This is a genomic window from Cupriavidus sp. 2SB, from assembly GCF_005503625.1.
Classification (GTDB): domain Bacteria; phylum Pseudomonadota; class Gammaproteobacteria; order Burkholderiales; family Burkholderiaceae; genus Cupriavidus.
Window position 1 is genome coordinate 1 of record NZ_SCMX01000001.1, and the last position, 17,418, is coordinate 17,418.

20 protein-coding genes are annotated in these 17,418 nt (G+C 64.1%); 7 read left to right on the plus strand and 13 right to left on the minus strand.

All coding sequences use genetic code 11. The features are described from left to right. Positions 1-273 (plus strand): glycosyltransferase (locus FFS21_RS00005; RefSeq protein WP_137922894.1); only part of this gene is annotated, 273 nt, incomplete at its 5' end. On the opposite strand, the gene FFS21_RS00010 is transcribed toward FFS21_RS00005, so the two are convergent. Continuing rightward, positions 206-988 (minus strand): glycosyltransferase family 2 protein, encoded by a 783-nt coding sequence (locus FFS21_RS00010; RefSeq protein ID WP_137922895.1) that lies wholly within the window; start codon positions 986-988, stop codon positions 206-208. The genes FFS21_RS00005 and FFS21_RS00010 overlap by 68 nt on opposite strands. Positions 989-1,078: 90 nt before the next feature. On the opposite strand from FFS21_RS00010, the gene msbA reads away from it, so the two are divergent. Together msbA and FFS21_RS00020 are read left to right on the plus strand one after the other, a co-directional pair. Next, entirely contained in the window at positions 1,079-2,848 is a 1,770-nt protein-coding gene (msbA, locus tag FFS21_RS00015) for a lipid A export permease/ATP-binding protein MsbA (protein ID WP_137922896.1), read from the plus strand. Positions 2,849-2,938: 90 nt separating this feature from the next. Beyond that, positions 2,939-3,541 carry a peroxidase-related enzyme gene (locus tag FFS21_RS00020; protein WP_137922897.1) on the plus strand — a complete coding sequence of 201 codons (603 nt, stop codon included), beginning with the start codon at positions 2,939-2,941 and terminating at the stop codon, positions 3,539-3,541. A 167-nt stretch (positions 3,542-3,708) separates the two neighbouring features. Here the strand turns inward: FFS21_RS00020 and FFS21_RS00030 are convergent, their stop codons facing one another. From FFS21_RS00030 to phnG, 8 genes are all read right to left on the minus strand, one after another. Beyond that, positions 3,709-4,233, minus strand: coding sequence for a hypothetical protein (locus FFS21_RS00030; protein WP_137922898.1), 525 nt, complete (start codon positions 4,231-4,233; stop codon positions 3,709-3,711). 165 nt (positions 4,234-4,398) lie between these two features. Beyond that, on the minus strand, positions 4,399-5,601 hold the full coding sequence (locus FFS21_RS00035) for an alpha-D-ribose 1-methylphosphonate 5-triphosphate diphosphatase (RefSeq protein WP_137922899.1): 1,203 nt from the start codon (positions 5,599-5,601) through the stop codon (positions 4,399-4,401). Between the two features lie 31 nt (positions 5,602-5,632). Beyond that, positions 5,633-6,361 (minus strand): phosphonate C-P lyase system protein PhnL, encoded by a 729-nt coding sequence (phnL, locus tag FFS21_RS00040; RefSeq protein WP_137922900.1) that lies wholly within the window; start codon positions 6,359-6,361, stop codon positions 5,633-5,635. Between the two features lie 2 nt (positions 6,362-6,363). Further along, a complete protein-coding gene (gene phnK / locus FFS21_RS00045) occupies positions 6,364-7,140 on the minus strand; it encodes a phosphonate C-P lyase system protein PhnK (protein ID WP_137922901.1) in 777 nt (258 codons plus the stop codon). Beyond that, on the minus strand, positions 7,137-8,042 hold the full coding sequence (locus FFS21_RS00050) for an alpha-D-ribose 1-methylphosphonate 5-phosphate C-P-lyase PhnJ (protein ID WP_137922902.1): 906 nt from the start codon (positions 8,040-8,042) through the stop codon (positions 7,137-7,139). Before FFS21_RS00050 ends, phnK begins: the two co-directional genes overlap by 4 nt. After that, entirely contained in the window at positions 8,039-9,196 is a 1,158-nt protein-coding gene (locus FFS21_RS00055; protein ID WP_137922903.1) for a carbon-phosphorus lyase complex subunit, read from the minus strand. The genes FFS21_RS00050 and FFS21_RS00055 overlap by 4 nt, the downstream gene beginning before the upstream one ends. A 3-nt stretch (positions 9,197-9,199) precedes the next feature. Further along, complete coding sequence (gene phnH, locus FFS21_RS00060) at positions 9,200-9,832, minus strand: phosphonate C-P lyase system protein PhnH (protein ID WP_171020297.1); 633 nt, start codon at positions 9,830-9,832, stop codon at positions 9,200-9,202. A gap of 1 nt (position 9,833) precedes the next feature. Further along, on the minus strand, positions 9,834-10,343 hold the full coding sequence (gene phnG / locus FFS21_RS00065) for a phosphonate C-P lyase system protein PhnG (protein WP_137922904.1): 510 nt from the start codon (positions 10,341-10,343) through the stop codon (positions 9,834-9,836). A gap of 178 nt (positions 10,344-10,521) precedes the next feature. On the opposite strand from phnG, the gene phnF reads away from it, so the two are divergent. The 4 genes from phnF (at position 10,522) to phnN (ending at position 13,849) form a co-directional block, all read left to right on the plus strand. Continuing rightward, the gene (phnF, locus tag FFS21_RS00070; RefSeq protein WP_137922905.1) at positions 10,522-11,256 is read left to right on the plus strand and encodes a phosphonate metabolism transcriptional regulator PhnF; all 735 of its coding nucleotides are present in this window, start codon (positions 10,522-10,524) and stop codon (positions 11,254-11,256) included. 87 nt (positions 11,257-11,343) lie between these two features. Beyond that, a complete protein-coding gene (locus FFS21_RS00075; protein ID WP_137922906.1) occupies positions 11,344-12,555 on the plus strand; it encodes an alpha-D-ribose 1-methylphosphonate 5-triphosphate diphosphatase in 1,212 nt (403 codons plus the stop codon). Further along, complete coding sequence (locus tag FFS21_RS00080) at positions 12,552-13,283, plus strand: DUF1045 domain-containing protein (protein ID WP_137922907.1); 732 nt, start codon at positions 12,552-12,554, stop codon at positions 13,281-13,283. The genes FFS21_RS00075 and FFS21_RS00080 overlap by 4 nt, the downstream gene beginning before the upstream one ends. A 35-nt stretch (positions 13,284-13,318) precedes the next feature. Then, entirely contained in the window at positions 13,319-13,849 is a 531-nt protein-coding gene (gene phnN / locus FFS21_RS00085; RefSeq protein ID WP_137923066.1) for a phosphonate metabolism protein/1,5-bisphosphokinase (PRPP-forming) PhnN, read from the plus strand. Positions 13,850-14,038: 189 nt separating this feature from the next. On the opposite strand, the gene FFS21_RS00090 is transcribed toward phnN, so the two are convergent. The 4 genes from FFS21_RS00090 to phnC all read right to left on the minus strand — a co-directional run bounded on the left by FFS21_RS00090 (position 14,039) and on the right by phnC (position 17,372). Further along, positions 14,039-14,575 carry a phosphonate degradation HD-domain oxygenase gene (locus tag FFS21_RS00090; protein ID WP_137922908.1) on the minus strand — a complete coding sequence of 179 codons (537 nt, stop codon included), beginning with the start codon at positions 14,573-14,575 and terminating at the stop codon, positions 14,039-14,041. 2 nt (positions 14,576-14,577) lie between these two features. Then, positions 14,578-15,390, minus strand: a complete 813-nt coding sequence (gene phnE, locus FFS21_RS00095; protein ID WP_137922909.1) for a phosphonate ABC transporter, permease protein PhnE — start codon at positions 15,388-15,390, stop codon at positions 14,578-14,580. A gap of 75 nt (positions 15,391-15,465) precedes the next feature. Continuing rightward, positions 15,466-16,455: a phosphonate ABC transporter substrate-binding protein gene (gene phnD, locus FFS21_RS00100; protein ID WP_137922910.1), complete on the minus strand. Its 990-nt coding sequence runs from the start codon at positions 16,453-16,455 to the stop codon at positions 15,466-15,468. A 62-nt stretch (positions 16,456-16,517) separates the two neighbouring features. Further along, entirely contained in the window at positions 16,518-17,372 is an 855-nt protein-coding gene (gene phnC / locus FFS21_RS00105) for a phosphonate ABC transporter ATP-binding protein (protein WP_137922911.1), read from the minus strand. Between the last annotated feature and the right edge of the window lie 46 nt (positions 17,373-17,418).

A 17,418-nucleotide genomic window follows, 5' to 3' on the forward strand; every position in this document is an offset into this window, starting at 1 on the left:
GTGGTGGTCAGTACGGATTGTCCGACCGGTCCGCGCGAGATTCTCGACGATGGCCGCGCCGGCCTGCTCGTCCCGGTAGGCGATGTAGCAGGTCTGGCCGAGGCCATCGACCGTGGCCTGCATGACGAGGCGCTGCGCGCGGCATTGCTGGCGCACGCCGCGCATCACATCGAACAGATGGGCTTTGGTCCGACCGCGCAGGCGTTCAGTGCGCTGGTCGATCGCCTGACGCGGCAGGCTGCTTCGCCTGCTGGTGCAGCAGCCAGAGCTTGATGTACTTGTAGTAGCTCGCCTGACCGTTCATCAGCGCGACGGCGAGTCCTTGCGGTCCATCCATGAAGCCGCGACGCAGCAGGTAGGTGCGCAGGAAGGCCCAGGCACCATGGCCCCATGCACTGGCGACCGAGGCGGACTTGCCGCGCTGGAATGCCTGGCGGGCGCCGAGGGTCGAATAGTGGTCGATCTTGCCGAGCACCTGCGAGAAGTTGTCGTAGGTGTAGTGCAGCAGCGGGGTTTGCAGATGGCCGATGGGGCCATCGGTCACCACGTTTTCGTGGACGATGTCGTCGGTGAAGCGCGCCTTGCCGACGCGGAACACGCGGGTCAGGCGATCCGGATACCAGCCGCTGTGGCGCATGAACCGGCCGCAGAAGCGCGAGAGGCGCGGCATGTCGTAGGCGTCGGCCTCGTTGGCGTTGATCGCGGAAAGGATCTCGTCGCGCAGGGCGGGCGTGACGCGCTCGTCGGCGTCGATGGACAGTACCCATTCGGTCTGCACCTTCGACAAGGCCAGGTTTTTTTGCGGTCCGAAGCCGGGCCAGGTAGCCGTTTCATGGACTTCTGCCCCCATGGCGCGCGCGGTTTCCACCGTGCCGTCGGTGCTGCCGGAGTCCACTATAATCGCGCGGTCGCACCAGGAGACGCTTTCGAGGCACTCCCGGATATTGTGTGCCTCGTTTTTGGTAATCAGTACGACTGAGATTTTCATAGAGATGCTTGCGACGGTAGCCCGCAGTCCGGATTTGCCCGCCATTCTAGCGGCAGACGGCGCGTGCCCCGCTCGGCAAGTGGAGCAAACGTGAACGACAACACAAAACAAACGCCTCAGGAAACCGATACCCTCAAGCGCGTATGGTCCTACCTGAAGCCCGAGATGCGCAATTTCGTGCTCGCGATCGTGGCCATGGCCCTGGTCGCGGCGAGCGAGGGCATTATCCCCAAGGTGGTGAACGACCTGCTCGACAAGGGCTTTGGCGGCGCCTACTCAGGCAAGCTCTGGCACGTTCCCGCGTTGCTGGTGGGCGTGGCACTGGTGCGCGGCGTGGCGCAGTTCGCGTCGGGGTACCTGCTGTCGATGATTTCGAACAAGGTGCTGCTGAAGATGCGCATGCAGATGTTCGAGCGCATGCTGCGCGCGCCAGCGCTGTTCTATCACCGCAACACTGCCGCATCGCTGATCAACGCCGTGATCTTCGAAGTCAATCAGGTGATGCAGATCCTGACAGGCGTGCTGATCACGCTGGTGCGTGACTCGCTGACCGTGCTGGCCCTGCTGATCTACCTGTTCTATACGAACTGGCGCCTGACGCTGGTGGTGGCGGTGCTGCTGCCGACCATCGGCTTCGTGATGGCGAAGGTGAATCGCCGCTTGCGCCGCCTGAATCGCGAGCACCAGACGCTGACCAATACGGCGGCCTATGTCGTCGAGGAAGCGGCGGGTGGCTACAAGGTGGTCAAGCTGCACGGCGGCGAAGCCTACGAAACCGCGCGCTTTGCGACGATGGCCGAGCGGCTGCGCGGCTACTCGATGCGCATGGCCGTGGCGGGCGGGCTGAACCAGCCTGTGACGGCGTTCCTGGCGTCGCTGGCGCTGTCGGTGATCCTGACCATCGCCATGGTGCAGGCCCAGGCCGACCAGACGACGATTGGCGGTTTCACGGGCTTCGTGATGGCGATGCTGCTGCTGATCTCGCCGCTCAAGCACCTGACCGATTTGAACCAGCCGCTGCAACGTGGCCTGACGGCCGCCGAGATGATCTTCCGCCTGATCGACGAACCCGTGGAGCCGTTGGTGGGTGGCGCCGCGCTGGAACGCGCGCAGGGCGATCTGGTGTTCGACAACGTTGGTTTCCGCTATGGCGACGCTGGCCGTGCGGCACTGAACCATGTGAGCTTCCGTGCCGCACCGGGTGAGGTGGTGGCACTGGTGGGTCCTTCGGGCAGTGGCAAGACCACCCTGGTCAATCTGGTGCCGCGCTTCTTCGATCCGACCGAAGGCCGCATCATGCTCGACGGCAAGCCGATCGATTCGTTCTCGCTCAACGACCTGCGTCGCCAGATTGCATTCGTGAGCCAGGACGTGGTGCTGTTCAACGATACCGTGGCGGCCAACGTGGCGTATGGCGTACATCCGCGTGAAGCCATCGACATGGCGCGCGTAGAGCGCGCGCTGGCAGCGGCCTACCTGACCGACACGGTGAAGGGCCTGCCCGAAGGGCTGGAAACCAATATCGGTGACAACGGCATGAAGCTGTCGGGCGGCCAGCGCCAGCGTCTGGCGATTGCCCGTGCCATCTACAAGGATGCGCCGATCCTGATTCTCGACGAAGCCACTTCGGCGCTCGATTCGGAATCGGAACGCCAGGTCCAGGCCGCGCTCGAATCGTTGATGGTGGGCCGCACCACGCTGGTGATTGCACACCGCCTGTCGACCATCGAGAACGCCGATCGCATCGTGGTGCTCGAACAGGGCCGCGTGGCAGAGTCCGGCAGCCATGCCGACCTGCTGGCCGCCAATGGCCTGTACGCCGGCCTGCATCGCATCCAGTTCGCCACTGCCGCGCACTGAGCAAGCACTATCAGCAAGGATTCACGGCCGTGGCATCGCGCCACGGCCGGGCATGTACCAACAGGGGACATATACCCCGAGGAGACAGACATGACCACGCAGTCCGCCACCACCCCTCCCATCAGCCGCTTCCCCGTTCCAGCAATTGCCGACCTGCCCGAAGATTTGCGGCAGCGCGTGCTGGAAGTCCAGGAGAAAGCCGGCTTCGTGCCTAATGTGTTTCTTGCCTTGGCGCATCGTCCCGCCGAGTGCCGCGCATTCTTCGCCTATCACGACGCGCTGATGCTCAAGGAGACGGGCAACCTGACCAAAGGCGACCGCGAGATGATCGTGGTGGCAACGTCAGGTGTGAACCAGTGCCTGTATTGCGTGGTGGCGCACGGCGCGATCCTGCGCATCTACGAGAAGAAACCGCTGGTGGCCGATCAGGTAGCGGTCAACTATCGCAAGGCAGACATCGCGCCACGCCAGCGCGCGATGCTCGATTTCGCGATGAAGGTGTGCGAGGCGTCGCACACGGTAGGCGACGCCGATTTCGAGGCGCTGCGCGCGCATGGATTCGACGAGGAAGACGCCTGGGATATTGCCGCGATCACGGCGTTTTTCGGATTGTCGAATCGCATGGCGAATACGATCAGTATGCGGCCGAATGACGAGTTTTATTTGATGGGGCGGGTGGCTAGAGCCAAGTAGATCTTCCGCTCGGTTTTCTCCCCTCTCCCGCCTGCGGGAGAGGGGCTGGGGGTGAGGGTCAGCGCATCAAGCCCTAACCGCGCAACCGTGTATCGACGGCCTGCCCTCACCCCTGACCCCTCTCCCACTACATGGGAGAGGGGAACCGGTCCGTGGCGGATCACTGTTCAGCGCACCTGCGCACAAGCTCCGCTCTTCGGATCGAACAGCACCGGCCACGCCTGCTCATAAATTCCCGGTGTGCAGTACTTCTCGCACTTGGCGTGCGCCAGCGTGATGCGGCGCGGATCTTGCCAGACCATGAGCTTGCAGCCGCCGCCATCTACCGCATGCAGTTCGATGTGTGGTGTCTGCTGTACCTGTTTGAACTGGGCGAGGTCGAACTGGCATGAGCCTTTGCGCGAGACCCAAAGTTTCCAGGTCAACGTCTGTACGGCGTTGCGCGAGACACGCACCACGGCGTCTTCGCGAAAGCCGTCTTCCTCGGTGCGCTTGCACGCGCCCGCCATGTTGATCTCGCGTGCGGCGATGGGCGTGGCGCGGGCCTGCGGTGCGGGCGGGTAGGTCTTGTCGGCATTGACCGTCGGACCGGCCAGTGGCGGGGATCGATCCACGCGCTCCTGTAGCGGCGCGCATCCGACGCATAAAAAAAGAGCCAGCAGGGCTGGCTTTGCGATCGTGGTTGACTTCATGTGCGACCCCTCGTGCGTCCGTCACCTTTCACCTTCAATGTAGGGGATGGGGGCACAAAGGCCAGCCGGAAGTGTTCGGTACTAGCCCTATTGGGCGAACCGCCGGGCCACCGTCTATAGTCAATGGATATTCCGCGCGCCCAACTCGGGCGCGCTTTTTTTTCGTCAAACGCTCGTTTCAACCATCTCGCGCTCGCGCGGCGCGGCGTGCTGCACGGCCGGATAGCCGGCGGCGAACACCAGCCGGCCCGCCGACCACGTGTGCGTGACCAGTGGCTGGCCAGCTACGCTGGCCACGGCGATCACATCGGCGCGCTTGCCGACGGCCAGGCGACCGCGATCGTGCAGCAGGCAGGCGTCGGCCGGATTGGCGCTGACCAATGCCAGTGCCTCGTTGAGCGGCAGCTCTGCCTGCTGCGCGGCGGCGAAGGCGGCGGCGATCAGCGTCGAGGGCTGGTAGTCCGAACAGAGGATGTCGCCCACGCCTGCCAGGATGGCGTCGATGGCCCGCATCGATCCGCTCTGGCTCTTGCCGCGCAGCACATTGGGCGCGCCAAGGATCGTCGGCAGCGCATGGCTTGATGCCGCCTGCGCCGTCTCCACGTTGATCGGGAATTCGCTCATGCGCACGCCAAGCGCCTGCATGGCAGCAATGCGCTGGGGCGAATCGTCGTCGTGGCTCGCAGTGGGAATGCCCAGTGCATGGGCTTTCGCTACCAGCTGGTTCACGCGCTCGGTGGCGCCATCCATATCGGCAAACTTCTTCGCGGCGGCCTCGGCGGCGGCCTCGCGGCTCATGCCGTGGTTGCCCATCATGTACGTGAGGTAGGCGTCGAGTGTCTTGAACTGACCCTGGCCCGGCGAGTGGTCCATGACCGACAGCAGGTCCACCACCCCTTCTGACATCAGCATTTCCAGCGCGGGCACGGCGGATGCGTCGCTCACTTCATAGCGGCAGTGGATGCGGTTATCGACAAGGCTGTGGCTGCGATAGGCGGCCACAGCGCGTACCAGCGTGGCCGCGGTCTCGTTGTTGCGCACGCCGAACGCATTGCTGGCGAACGACAGCGCGTGATACGGCGTGGTGATGCCGGCTGCGGCGTTGCGGCGATCGACCTGCGCCACGGCGAAATCGAGGGGGAATAGCACGCTGGCGCGCGGCTCGGCTTCCTTTTCGATGGCGTCGCAATGCACGTCGATCAGGCCGGGCATCACGGTATGGCCGCGCAGGTCGACGATCTGCGCGTGAGCCGGTGCCGAAGCCGGTTCGATGGCGGTGATCTGGCCGTCTGTGATCACCATCGCGCTGTTGTGCAGCACGCGGTCAGGCAGCACCAGCGTGGCGTGCGTGAGGTAGGTAGCAGTCATGTCCGGTTCCGGTTCAGAGCGTCGGGCAGGTTCAGGCGTTGGCGGCCACCACGGGCTGCAGCGGCAGCGCGCGGGTGGCGACGGCATCGCGTACGGCTTCGTCATGGAAGATGCCGATCAGCGCGCGGCCCTCGGCCAGCACTTCGCGAATCAGTTCGATCACCACGGCGCGGTTATCGGCGTCGAGCGATGCGGTGGGTTCATCGAGCAGCAGGATCGGATGTCCGCCGATCAGACCGCGCGCGATGTTCACGCGTTGCTGTTCGCCGCCCGAGAACGTGGCGGGTGGCAGATCCCACAAACGGCGAGGCAGGTTCAGGCGCTCGAGCAGCACGGCAGCGCGGGCGCGGGCGTCTTCCAGACTGGTGCCACGCTGCTGCAGCGGATCGGCCACCACGTCGAGCGCCGAGACGCGCGGGATGGCGCGCAGGAACTGCGAGACGTAGCTGATCACATCGCGGCGCAGCTTCAGCACGCGTTGTTCGGGCGCCTGCGTCAGCTCTACCCACGGCTCGCCAGCTTCGGTCGTGTCGCGCAGACGGATGGTGCCTTCCGTGGCGAGGTAGTTGCCATAGAGACAGCGCAGCAGCGTGCTCTTGCCCGTGCCGGATCGACCCGAGAGCACGACGCATTCGCCACGCGACGCATCGAAATCGATGGCCTGCAACACTGGCAGGCGAATGCCACCCTGGTTGTGCAGCGTGAACATCTTGCCGAGGCCGCGTACCTCGATGAGCTTGGCGGAATCGTTCTGCATCATGTTCAGCCCTGAAGAATGGAGGAGACCAGCAACTGCGTGTACGGGTGCTGCGGGTCGTCGAGAATCTGGTCGGTCAGGCCCTGTTCCACCACGCGCCCGCCCTGCATCACCAGCGTGCGGTGCGCCAGCAGGCGCGCCACGGCGAGATCGTGCGTGACGAGAATGGCGGCGAGACCAAGGTCGTTGACGAGGCGGCGCATCAGATCGAGCAGGCGCGCCTGCACGGAGACATCGAGCGATGCCGTGGGCTCGTCCATGAACACCAGGCGCGGATGCGTGACGAGGTTGCGCGCGATCTGCAGCCGTTGCTGCATGCCGCCCGAGAACGTGCTCGGCACATCGTCGAGTCGCGCGAGGTCGATCTCCATTTTTTCGAGCCACGCACCGGCGATTTCACGCAGATCACCGTAGTGTCGATTGCCCACGGCCATCAGGCGTTCGGCGATGTTGGCACCGGCGCTGACCTGCATGCGCAGGCCGTCGCGGGCATGCTGACGCACGAAGCCCCAGTCGGTACGTGCGAGCAGACGCATGCGTGCGCTGGAGAGTGCGGCGAGATCGGTCAGGCCGGTCTCGCGCATGTCATAGCTGACGCTGCCGCGTTGGGCGCGTACCTGCATCGACAGCGCTTGCAGCAGCGTGCTCTTGCCCGAGCCGGATTCACCGACCACGCAAAGCACTTCGCCGGGATAGAGATCGAAATTGACGTCGTGGCAGCCGTGCACGCCATCCCAGGTGTGCGTGAGGTTGCGGACGGAGAGCAGGGGCGTGGGGTTCATTGTGCGGCTCCTGCCTGATCCAGCGCCTGTGTAGCTTGCCGGTTGGCGCAGTACTCGGTGTCCGAGCACACGAACATGCGTGTACCAGCATCGTCGGTGATGATTTCGTCGAGGTAGCTGTCGGTGGCGCCGCATTGCGCGCAGCAGCTTGCCCACTTCTCGACCGTGAACGGATGATCGACAAAATCGAGGCTCTTGACCGAGGTGTACGGCGGCACGGCATAGACACGCTTCTCGCGGCCAGCGCCGAACAGCATCAGCGCGGGGCTGCGGTCGAGCTTGGGATTGTCGAACTTCGGGATCGGCGACGGACGCATCATGTAGCGCTGGTTCACGATCACCGGATAGTCGTACGTGGTGGCGATGTGGCCGTGGTGCGCGATGTCCTCGTACAGCTTCACATGCATCGATCCGTACTCGGCCAGCGCATGCATCGTGCGCGTCTCGGTCTCGCTCGGCTCCAGCCAGCGCAGCGGTTCGGGGATCGGTACCTGATAGACCATGGTCTGCCCAGCGCCCAGCTTTGTCTCCGGAATGCGGTGACGCGTCTGGATGATCGTCGCTTCGACGGTGCGCTCGGTGGTTTGCACACCGGTCACGCGGCCGAAGAAGCGGCGGATGTTGATCGCGTTCGTGGTGTCGTCCGATCCCTGGTCGATGACCTTGAGCACATCCTGTCGACCGATGATTGCAGCGGTGACCTGAATGCCGCCCGTGCCCCATCCATAGGGCAGAGGCATTTCGCGGCTGCCGAATGGCACCTGATAGCCGGGAATCGCCACGGCCTTCAGCAATGCGCGGCGCAGCATGCGCTTGGTGGATTCGTCGAGGTAGCCGAAGTTGTAGTGGTCGTCGCGCGCAACGCCCTGCGGCGGATTGTGGATCTGGGTGGCGGTGCTCATGCCAGGGATTCCTCTTGCGATTGCGATGCCGGTTGCGATTGCGGCGGCTGTTGCTGATCGGATGCAATGCCCGATGTGGACGATGCCGCTTCCTGCTCGGCGCGCAGGCGGCGCAGCAGCTCCAGATTGGCCTGGAAGTCCACGTAGTGGGGCAGCTTCAAATGCTGCACAAAGCCCGAGGCTTCCACGTTGTCGCTGTGGTACAACATGAACTCCACATCGTTGGCCGGATTGTCGGCGGCCTCGCCCAGTTCGGCGGCGCGCATCGCGCGGTCTGCCAGTGCCATCGACATGGCCTTGCGTTCGTTGTAGCCGAACACGAGTCCGTAACCGCGCGTGAGACGCGGCGATTCATCGGCGTTGCCATCGAACTGGCTGATCATCTGGCACTCGGTGACTTCCACTTCGCCGATGGTCACGGCGAAGCCAAGTTCCTCGATGAACATTTCCACTTCGGTGCTGCCGTAGCGGATTTCCGCTGCAAACGGGTGCGAGTTGCCGTAGCCGCGCTGCGTGGAGTAACCCATCGACAGCAGGAAGCCTTCGTCGGCGCGCGCCAGGTTTTGCAGGCGCGCGGGACGTTCGGCGGGGAACGTCAGCGGTTCGCGCGTGAGGTCCGGCGGTGTGGGATCTCCAGCAGGAATCGTGTCGGCTTCGACAAACGATTCGGCTTCGAGCAGTCCCGTCACGCGCGGCATGTTCGGGGAGAGCGGTTCGGGCGACGGCGGCAGCGGCGCGGGATCGCGGCCCGCTTCGAGCGAGAAGTCAAGCAGGCGCTGCGTGTAGTCGTACGTGGGTCCAAGCACCTGCCCACCGGGGACGTCCTTGAACGTGGACGAGATGCGGCGCTGCAGCTTCATCTTGCCGGTATCGAGCGGTGCGGTGTAGCCGAAGCGCGCAAGCGTGGTGCGGTAGGCGCGCAGCAGGAAGATCGCTTCGATCTGATCGCCGGCTGCCTGTTTGATGGCGAGCGCCGCGAGGTGCGGGTCGTAGAGCGAGCCTTCGGCCATCACACGCGATACGGCCAGCGGCATTTGCTCGCGAATCTGCGCGAGCGTGAGCTCGGGCACCGACGTGTCGCCACGACGGTATGTGTCGAGCATCTGGTAGGAGTTCAGGATGGCGCGTTCACCACCCTTGACGGCTACGTACATGTCTCAGTCCTCCAGTGCCACTTGCGTGGTGCGCGTCATCGCGCAGAATTGGTAACCGCTGGCGAGCAGAAGATCGACGCCGAGCGGGAACAGCGCATTGTTCGCGTCCCATTGCGCGACGAGATCGGCGGGCAGGCCGGTGGCGCGCAGCGTCTGCGTGGTCTCGATGCCGGGGCCGCTCAGCGTGTACGTGGCGCCTTCGGTCAGCGACGGCAGTTCGACGATCAGCGTGGCCGAGCGATCGGGATACTCGGGCAGGCCCTGCGCGCAATCGGCGAGTGCAGGCATCGCATAGCCAGCAGGCACGCAGACGAACGTGGCATCGCTTACCGTATCGACCAGCGGACAGCCGCAATGAAAACGCAGGAAGGCGCGTGCCGCAGCAGGAATATCGGCGGGCAGCCATACGGGCGTGTCGGGATCGGCCAGCGTCAGCAGCAGGGCCGAAAGCGCGGGCGACAGGCCATCGGGTTGGCCGCTGGTGACCGGCAGGGTGTCGAGCCGACCCGGATGCGCGAACGCTTCGAGCGTGGCGCGGAAGACCTGCTGGGCATCGTCGACTGGGTTGTCGAAGCCGGGCAGCAGCGACGTGGCAGAGGCTTGCATCGGATTCTGTGAGGAAATCAGGGAAGGCATATCAGTCTTCTCCGCGTGCCATCGTGAAGAACTCCACGCGGGTTTGCGCGGCGGTGGCGGCCTGGTGTGCAGCGTGCGCATCTAGCGCCTGCGAGAGCGGGGCGATCACGGTGTCCTGCACGCGCTGGTGCCACGTGGGGCGTTGCAGCAGTGCATCGAGCACGGCGGCCTGTTCGGCGTGGCGCGTGCCGCGTCCCTGTACATAGGACACGCCTGCGGTGGCTGCCTGTCCTTCAACTGCGTCGAGCACCACGGCGCAACGCGTGACCGACATCTCGCCCAGGTTGAACTGCACGCCGGTGCCGCCGGCACGCGCCCGCACCATGGCCATGCCAGATTCGGGCTTGCGCAGCAGGCGATACGTGGGCGGGGTCGCGGCTTCCAGCAAGCGCGAGTAGGCAGCGTCAAGGGCATCCGACTGGGTCAGGGCCAGAATCCGCAGCCATGCGGCGCGCACCCGATTCGCCGCATCCGCCTCACGGCTGCCCGGATTGGCGGTTTCTTTTTGCATGATCACCCCTATACGTCTATACGTTTAGATGTAAACTAACACAACACGGCGATACTAGACCACAGCCAGATGAACGTTTCATGACGGGTGCTGGCTTTGCTCGGACACGCCAACGGCGCTGCCGGAGTGAGGCACAATCGCACGCTATCGATGAAGCATTGATGACACAGGGTTGAAGATGTCTGAACGGGAAGTGGAACGCGGCTCGGGCGTAGCCGTATGGCGCCAGATTGGCGAGGCCTTGGCGGACGACATCCGCAACAAGCTCTATGGACCCGGCGAGCAACTGCCGCCCGAGCCGGAGCTGGCCACGCGCTTCAGCGTCAATCGTCACACCATCCGGCGTGCCATGGGCGAGCTGGAACTGAGCGGCCTGGTGCGGATCGAGCAGGGACGCGGCACGTTCGTGCAGGAACATGCGATCGATTACGCGATCGGGCGCCGCACGCGTTTCTCGCAGAACCTCGCTGCGCAAGGCATGCGCGGTCACCTGGAAATTGTGGAAAGCCAGAAAATCCGCGCGCCGGAAGTGGCCAAGCACCTGGGCCTGTCGCGGACGGCTGACGTGCTGCATATCCAGATGGTGGGCAAGGCCGAGGGACGCACCATCGACGTGGCCGAGCACTACTTCGATCTGAAGCGCTTTCCGGCGCTGGACGAACTGGCGCGTGAAACGCAATCGATCTCGCGCGCACTCGCCAAGTACGGCATTGCCGACTACACGCGCAAGTGGTCGCGTATCACCGCTGCCATGCCCAGTGCGCCGGTGGCACGGTTGTTGAACCAGCCGAAGACCCGGCCCGTACTGCAAGTGGAGGCGCTCAACGTCGACATCGATGGCGAGCCAGTGCAGTACAGCATGACCCGCTTTGCCGGAGACTGGGTACAACTCACGGTGGCCGACAACGACTAAACTGGGACGTGTCGTGGATCGATGCGGCGGTCCGGTCGCATTGGTCTAGACATCTGTCTGTCATGTGCCCACGCTAACGTAACGCCCATGCATACGACCACGCAAAACCATACGGCCGCCCTGAGCGGCATCACCGGCCGCCGGGTGCTTGGCGCAGCCGGCATTGCCCCCGCTACCCTCGGCTTTGCGCAAGGCAGCATTGCCCCGCAAACGCCGACGAACGGCCCCTGCATCGATGCACGCAACCTGCTTGTGCTGCCGGGCATCGTCGACATCCACGGCGACGCGTTCGAACGTTCGGTCATGCCGCGTCCCGGCGTGAGCTTTCCGTACGGCCCGGCGCTCCTCGACGTGGATCGGCAGTTGCTGGCCCACGGTATCACCACCGAGTTTCATGGTGTGACGCTGTCGTGGGAAGGCGGGCTGCGCGGCGAAGCTTATGCGATTCGCATGTTCGAGGCACTGGCGCAATTGCAGCCGGTGCTCGGTGCATCGCACAAGGTGCATCTGCGCTTCGAGGCGTATCACCTCGCCGGCGTGGAAACGGCGATGCAGTGGATGAAGGAAGGGCGTGTCAACCTGCTGGCGATCAACGATCACCTGCCGACGCTGGCGCGCCGCATGAACGACGATCGCAAGCTTGCGCAGTACGCGGAGCGTGCCGAGTGCGAGATGGAAGCCTTCCGCACGCGCTTGCGAAACGCCAGCCGCCACGCGCAGGATGTACCCGCCGAGATGTCGCGATTGATCGCTGCGGCGCGCGCCGCCCATCTTCCCGTCGCATCGCACGATGATCCGGATGCGGCCACGCGTCAGCACTATCATCGCCAGGGCTGCGGCATCGCAGAGTTCCCGCTGACTGTCGAGGTGGCCGCACTGGCGCGGCAGCTTGGGGACGAGACCGTCTTCGGCGCCCCCAATGTGCTGCGCGGCAAGAGCCACACCGGCGCACCCAACGCCACCGAGATGATTGCGGCGGGACTGTGCACCGTGCTGGCATCCGATTACTACTATCCCGCGCCTTTGCAGGCAGCGTTCCGGCTTGTGCAACTGGGTATTTGCGATCTCCCCGCTGCGTGGCATCTGGTTTCGCGTAACCCGGCACGCGCGGCGGGGTTGCGCGATCGCGGAGTGCTGATGCCGGGCATGCGCGCTGACGCCATTCTCGTGGACGACAGCGATCCGGGCCTGCCGCGCGTATGCGCCGCCATCGTCAATGGCGAGCTGCGCCATGCCAGCACCGCGCTGCCGATGATCGATGCAGCGTCACTTGGCCAGCGCGCCAGCTTGGCCGCATGAGCCGCGCTGCGCATCGCTACGCCATCTACCTGGCCCCTGCAGAGCCGTTTCGCACTTTCGGTGCGCAATGGCTCGGCCGCGACGCCGAAAGCGGCGAGCCACAGCCCCTGCCGCCCGGTATCGCACAACGTCCCGTGGAATGGGTCGAGGCACCCGCGCACTACGCGCTACACGCCACGCTGAAGCCTCCGTTCCGTCTTGCCGAAGGCACCGATGCCGCGATGCTCGATCGTGCCGCGCGTGAATTCGCCAAGGGGCGTGCATCATTCGAAGCCCCCCTGGTACTGCGAGCATTGCGCGGATTTCTGGCATGGTGCCTCGCCGATACGCAAGGGCGGGGCGGCCGGCAGATGCATACGTTGGCCGATGCCTGCGTGCGTGACTTCGACCGCTTTCGTGCAGCGCCTTCTGCTGCCGATATCGCGCGGCGCAATCCTTCGGCACTGAGCGCTGTTCAGCGCGCCATGCTCGATACGTGGGGCTATCCCTACGTGTTCGATACCTTCACTTTCCACATCACGCTGACGGGCATGCTCGACGCAGCGGATGAGACCAGCGCGCTGGAGATGCTTCACAAGGCCGGTGGTGCATTACTGGAGCAACCGCTGCATGTCGATGGCATCAGCATCTTTGCGCAGGCCGAAACAGGCGCGGATTTCGTGCTGGCACGGCACTATCGTTTCGACGGCACCACTGCCGACGGCGCGGGCGCGGAGTTTCTGGCGTGACGAAGATATCGAAAGGCAACGGCCTGTTCTACGTGATGGGGCCATCGGGCAGCGGCAAGGATTCGCTGCTGCGCGCACTACGCGAGCGCATACAACCTGCAGACCCGATCGTGGTCGCGCATCGCTACATTACCCGTGCGGCCGATGCCAACGAGGCATCTGTTGCGCTGACCTCTGACGAATTCCAGCGCCGTATCGGCCTGGGTTGCCTGGCACTGCACTGGCAGAGCCACGGCTTGCATTACGGCATTGGCGAGGAGATCGACCAGTGGCTGGCGCGCGGCCTCAAGGTCATCGTCAATGGTTCGCGCGAATATCTGCCTGTTGCCGCAAAGCGGTACCCGGAGCTTTGCGCCGTGCATGTGCGCGTGAAACCCGATGTGCTGGCCGCGCGGTTGCGGCAGCGTGGGCGGGAATCGGAAGAAGGGATTGCACGAAGGCTGCAACGCGCGGCGCAGGGGTTCGACGTGCCCGAAGGCGTGCGCGTGGTGGAGATCGATAACAGCGGGGTGCTGGAGGAATCGGCGCAACGGTTGGTGGATCTGGTTCAGACGGATCGCGTTTGAATTGAATCACCAACGGCCCCTAAATCCCTGACGGTTTGCTCCCCTCTCCCGCTTTGCGGGAGAGGGGCGGGGGAGAGGGCCAGCGGTGCAAGCTGCGACAAGTCGGCAAGCAGAGCCACCATGCCCTCTCCCCCAACCCCTCTCCCATTTCATGGGAGAGGGGAGCAAAGCAAAAGCAAATCAAAGACCTTAGGCCGCTGCCCGCAAACACCGCCCCGCCATTTCCAGATAATGCGCCAGCGGCGGCGTTTCCAGATCCACTACCTTCGCCAGATCGTCATAGCGACGCAGCCGCACCGCCTCCAGCGCATGCGGTCTTGCTGCAAACGCTTCGGCCTCGTCACGACCATAGATCCCGCCCTGCAGCTCCAGGCTGTGTACCGACACCGGCGACAGCGTGTCGAAGTACGCTGCATCCACCGCACACAGATATCGCTTGGCGGCAACGTGCAGTCGAATCGGTTCGGTCACATCGGCACCAAACAGCGTGCTCAGTGCATCGGCGCCGGTTTCCTGGTGGCGCATATCCGTGGTGATGCTTTCGGCCAGCATCAGGTGTCCCACGTCATGGAGCAGCGCGGCGACGATCAGCGCTTCGCTTTCGCCGGCCCGCTCGGCCAGCAGGGCGCATTGCAGTGCATGGGCGGTCTGGCTGATGTCCTCGCCGCCGTAGTAGGCAGTGCCGTGCTGGGCGAACAGGTTTTCGATAAGGGGGAGCGTCAGCATGATCAGACCAGTACCTTGCGAATTTGCGCGGAGACGATATCGATGGCCGTCACGAACACGATGATGATCAGCATCACGGCGCACGTCTGGCCGTACTGGAAGCTGCGGATGATTTCCCACAGCACGGTGCCGATGCCACCGGCACCGACGATGCCCACCACCGACGCCGAGCGCACATTCGATTCAAAGCGATACAGCGCGAACGACAGCCACAACGGCAGTACCTGCGGAATCACGCCGTAGACGATCTCGGCAAGCGGGCCAGCACCCGTGGCGCGCACACCTTCGACGGGACGCGGGTCGATGGCTTCCACGGCTTCGGCAAACAGCTTGGCCAGCACACCCATCGTGTGTATCCAGATGGCCAGCACACCAGCGAACGGACCCAGGCCCACGGCCACGATGAAGAGCATCGCGAACACCATCTCGTTGATGGCGCGGCATGCATCCATGATGCGGCGGGCGGGCTGATAGATCCATACCGGCACGATATTGGCCGAGCACAGCAGGCCCAGCGGCACGGCCAGCACCACGGCCAGTGCAGTGCCCCACAGCGCGATCTGTACGGTCACCAGCATCTCTTCGAGATAGTGGCGCCAGTCGCGGAAATCGGGCGGGAAGAATTCGGCGGCGAATTTCGCCATGTTGCCGGAATCGCGCAACAGGTCCATCGGACGCATGTCGGCGCCTTGCCATGACAGGGCGAGCATGCCCAGCACGATGCCCCATACCATCATCATCGGTAGCGATGTACGAGGCGGGCGAACAGTGCTTTGGGGCGAGGGAGGCAGGCCAGGCTTGGCAGTGACGGTCATCGGGTCAATCCGGAAGTCATACGGAGCGGGAGGGCGGGCGTCGATGCCAGTCCTCCCGTAAGGCTTGCTACGTGCTTACTGCGTGCTCGTTGCAGCGGCAGCCTTGTCGAGATCGGCCAGGCGGCGCGTCAAGTCGGCCAGCTTCTTTTCCTTGTCGGCGTCGGCCAGCGTGGTGTCGGATTCAATGCGGCTCTTTTCGCGCGCCAGTTCGATCTGGCGAATCGGTACCAGTTGCGCATCGGACGATGCGCGGAAGCCCTGGTACGTCAGCGTGGTCAGGATCTGCTTTTCGCGTGCAGCGTCGGCACCCTTGCCGTAGTTGACGAAGAAGGTCTGGATCTTCTTCTTCATTTCCGGCGTCAGGTCCTTGCGATACACCATCGGGTCAGCCGGAATCAGCGGCGACTTCCACAGCACGCGCAGATCGTCATAGGCGTTCTTGCCCGTGTTGATGCGATAGCGTTCCAGGTTCTCGGTGTTGTTCACGGCCACGTCGAGCTGCTTGTTCAGCACGGAGAGCAGATTCGTTTCGTGGTTGCCGATGCGTACGGCCTTGAACAGCGTCTTCGGATCTACCTTGTTGGCGTTCCACAGGTAGTAGCCCGGCACGGCCGTGCCCGACGTCGAGTTCGGATCGCCGGCGCCGTAGGTCAGATCCTTGCCGCGCTTGATCACATCTTCCACGGACTTGATGTTGCTGTCCTTGCGCACCACCAGCAGCGACCAGTAGCCCGGGTTGCCGTCCTTGTCGATCACCGAGGCGAACACTTCGCCGTTGGCGCGGTCCACGGCTTCCATGGCCGATTTGTTGCCGAACCAGGCGATCTGCACCTTGTTGAAGCGCATGCCTTCGATGATGCCGGCATAGTCGGAAGCGAAGAACGGCTTGACCTGCACGCCGAGCGTCTTGCTCAGATCGTCGATCAGGGGCTGCCAGGCGCTCTTGAGGTTCGACGACGATTCCGTCGAGATGAAGCCAATGTTCAGGGTCTTGGCGTCCTGGGCGAAAGCGGGCAGCGCCACGACACCCGAGGCCACCACGGCGAGAAAGGTTCTGCGAAGCATCGAAAACTCCGTTGGGAAAGCTGATGGACTGATGGGAAACGCTTGGGGGAATACAGTGCGGATCAGGCCGCGGCCAGATCCATGCGGACCATGGCCGGGACTGCCACGCCAATGGCGGGCGCCGGTTCTTCCGGCACGCTGTCGTGCAGCAGTTCGTCGGCTTCGGTGCCGTAGAGGTCGCGCAGCATGCTTGTTGTCAGCGCAGCCGAAGGGCCGTCGTACACCACCTTGCCGTGCCGCAATGCCACCACGCGCGGGCAGTAGCGCATCGCCACATCCACCTGATGTAGCGACACCACCACGGCCACCTTGCGGGTGCGATTGATCTGGGTGAGCAGCGACATCACGCGGCGCGACGATTCCGGATCGAGCGAGGCGATCGGCTCGTCGGCCAGGATCACGCGAGCGTTCTGCACCAGCGTGCGCGCGATGGCCGCACGTTGCTGCTGACCGCCGGACAGCGTCGATGCACGCTGAAACGCATAGTCGTCTATACCAACCTGAGCCAAGGCATCGAGCCCGGCCTGCACTTCCTCGGCCTTGAAAATGCGGGTCAGTGCACGCCACGCGGGGATGCGCGTCAGCATGCCTACCAGCACGTTGGTGATCACGGGCAGGCGGCCTACCAGATTGAACTGCTGGAATACGAAACCGATCTCGGCGCGCACCTTGCGAACATCGCGGGCCAGACGACCATGGCGCTGCACGGTGCGGCCGTTGACGAGGATCTCGCCGGAACCTGCATCGCCCGTGACGAAGCCGGCCACGTGGCGCAGCAGCGTCGACTTGCCCGAACCCGATGCGCCCAGCAGCGCAACCATTTCGCCGGGGGCGATGTGTAGCGTGACATCGTCGAGCGCCTTGCGGTCCGCGCGGAACGATTTGCTCAGTCCGCGGACTTCAATTGCATGCGTCATGCCGACTCCCTTGCTTGAATGACCTGCGCATTCTGGGGGGAGTCGA

Coding starts and splice junctions, on each gene's coding strand:
- FFS21_RS00010 (WP_137922895.1), bottom strand. CDS start 988: ATGAAAATCTCAGTCGTACTGATTACCAAAAACGAGGCACACAATATC.
- FFS21_RS00020 (WP_137922897.1), top strand. CDS start 2,939: ATGACCACGCAGTCCGCCACCACCCCTCCCATCAGCCGCTTCCCCGTT.
- FFS21_RS00030 (WP_137922898.1), bottom strand. CDS start 4,233: ATGAAGTCAACCACGATCGCAAAGCCAGCCCTGCTGGCTCTTTTTTTA.
- FFS21_RS00035 (WP_137922899.1), bottom strand. CDS start 5,601: ATGACTGCTACCTACCTCACGCACGCCACGCTGGTGCTGCCTGACCGC.
- phnL (WP_137922900.1), bottom strand. CDS start 6,361: ATGATGCAGAACGATTCCGCCAAGCTCATCGAGGTACGCGGCCTCGGC.
- phnK (WP_137922901.1), bottom strand. CDS start 7,140: ATGAACCCCACGCCCCTGCTCTCCGTCCGCAACCTCACGCACACCTGG.
- FFS21_RS00050 (WP_137922902.1), bottom strand. CDS start 8,042: ATGAGCACCGCCACCCAGATCCACAATCCGCCGCAGGGCGTTGCGCGC.
- FFS21_RS00055 (WP_137922903.1), bottom strand. CDS start 9,196: ATGTACGTAGCCGTCAAGGGTGGTGAACGCGCCATCCTGAACTCCTAC.
- phnH (WP_171020297.1), bottom strand. CDS start 9,832: ATGCCTTCCCTGATTTCCTCACAGAATCCGATGCAAGCCTCTGCCACG.
- phnG (WP_137922904.1), bottom strand. CDS start 10,343: ATGCAAAAAGAAACCGCCAATCCGGGCAGCCGTGAGGCGGATGCGGCG.
- phnF (WP_137922905.1), top strand. CDS start 10,522: ATGTCTGAACGGGAAGTGGAACGCGGCTCGGGCGTAGCCGTATGGCGC.
- FFS21_RS00075 (WP_137922906.1), top strand. CDS start 11,344: ATGCATACGACCACGCAAAACCATACGGCCGCCCTGAGCGGCATCACC.
- FFS21_RS00080 (WP_137922907.1), top strand. CDS start 12,552: ATGAGCCGCGCTGCGCATCGCTACGCCATCTACCTGGCCCCTGCAGAG.
- phnN (WP_137923066.1), top strand. CDS start 13,319: ATGGGGCCATCGGGCAGCGGCAAGGATTCGCTGCTGCGCGCACTACGC.
- FFS21_RS00090 (WP_137922908.1), bottom strand. CDS start 14,575: ATGCTGACGCTCCCCCTTATCGAAAACCTGTTCGCCCAGCACGGCACT.
- phnE (WP_137922909.1), bottom strand. CDS start 15,390: ATGACCGTCACTGCCAAGCCTGGCCTGCCTCCCTCGCCCCAAAGCACT.
- phnD (WP_137922910.1), bottom strand. CDS start 16,455: ATGCTTCGCAGAACCTTTCTCGCCGTGGTGGCCTCGGGTGTCGTGGCG.
- phnC (WP_137922911.1), bottom strand. CDS start 17,372: ATGACGCATGCAATTGAAGTCCGCGGACTGAGCAAATCGTTCCGCGCG.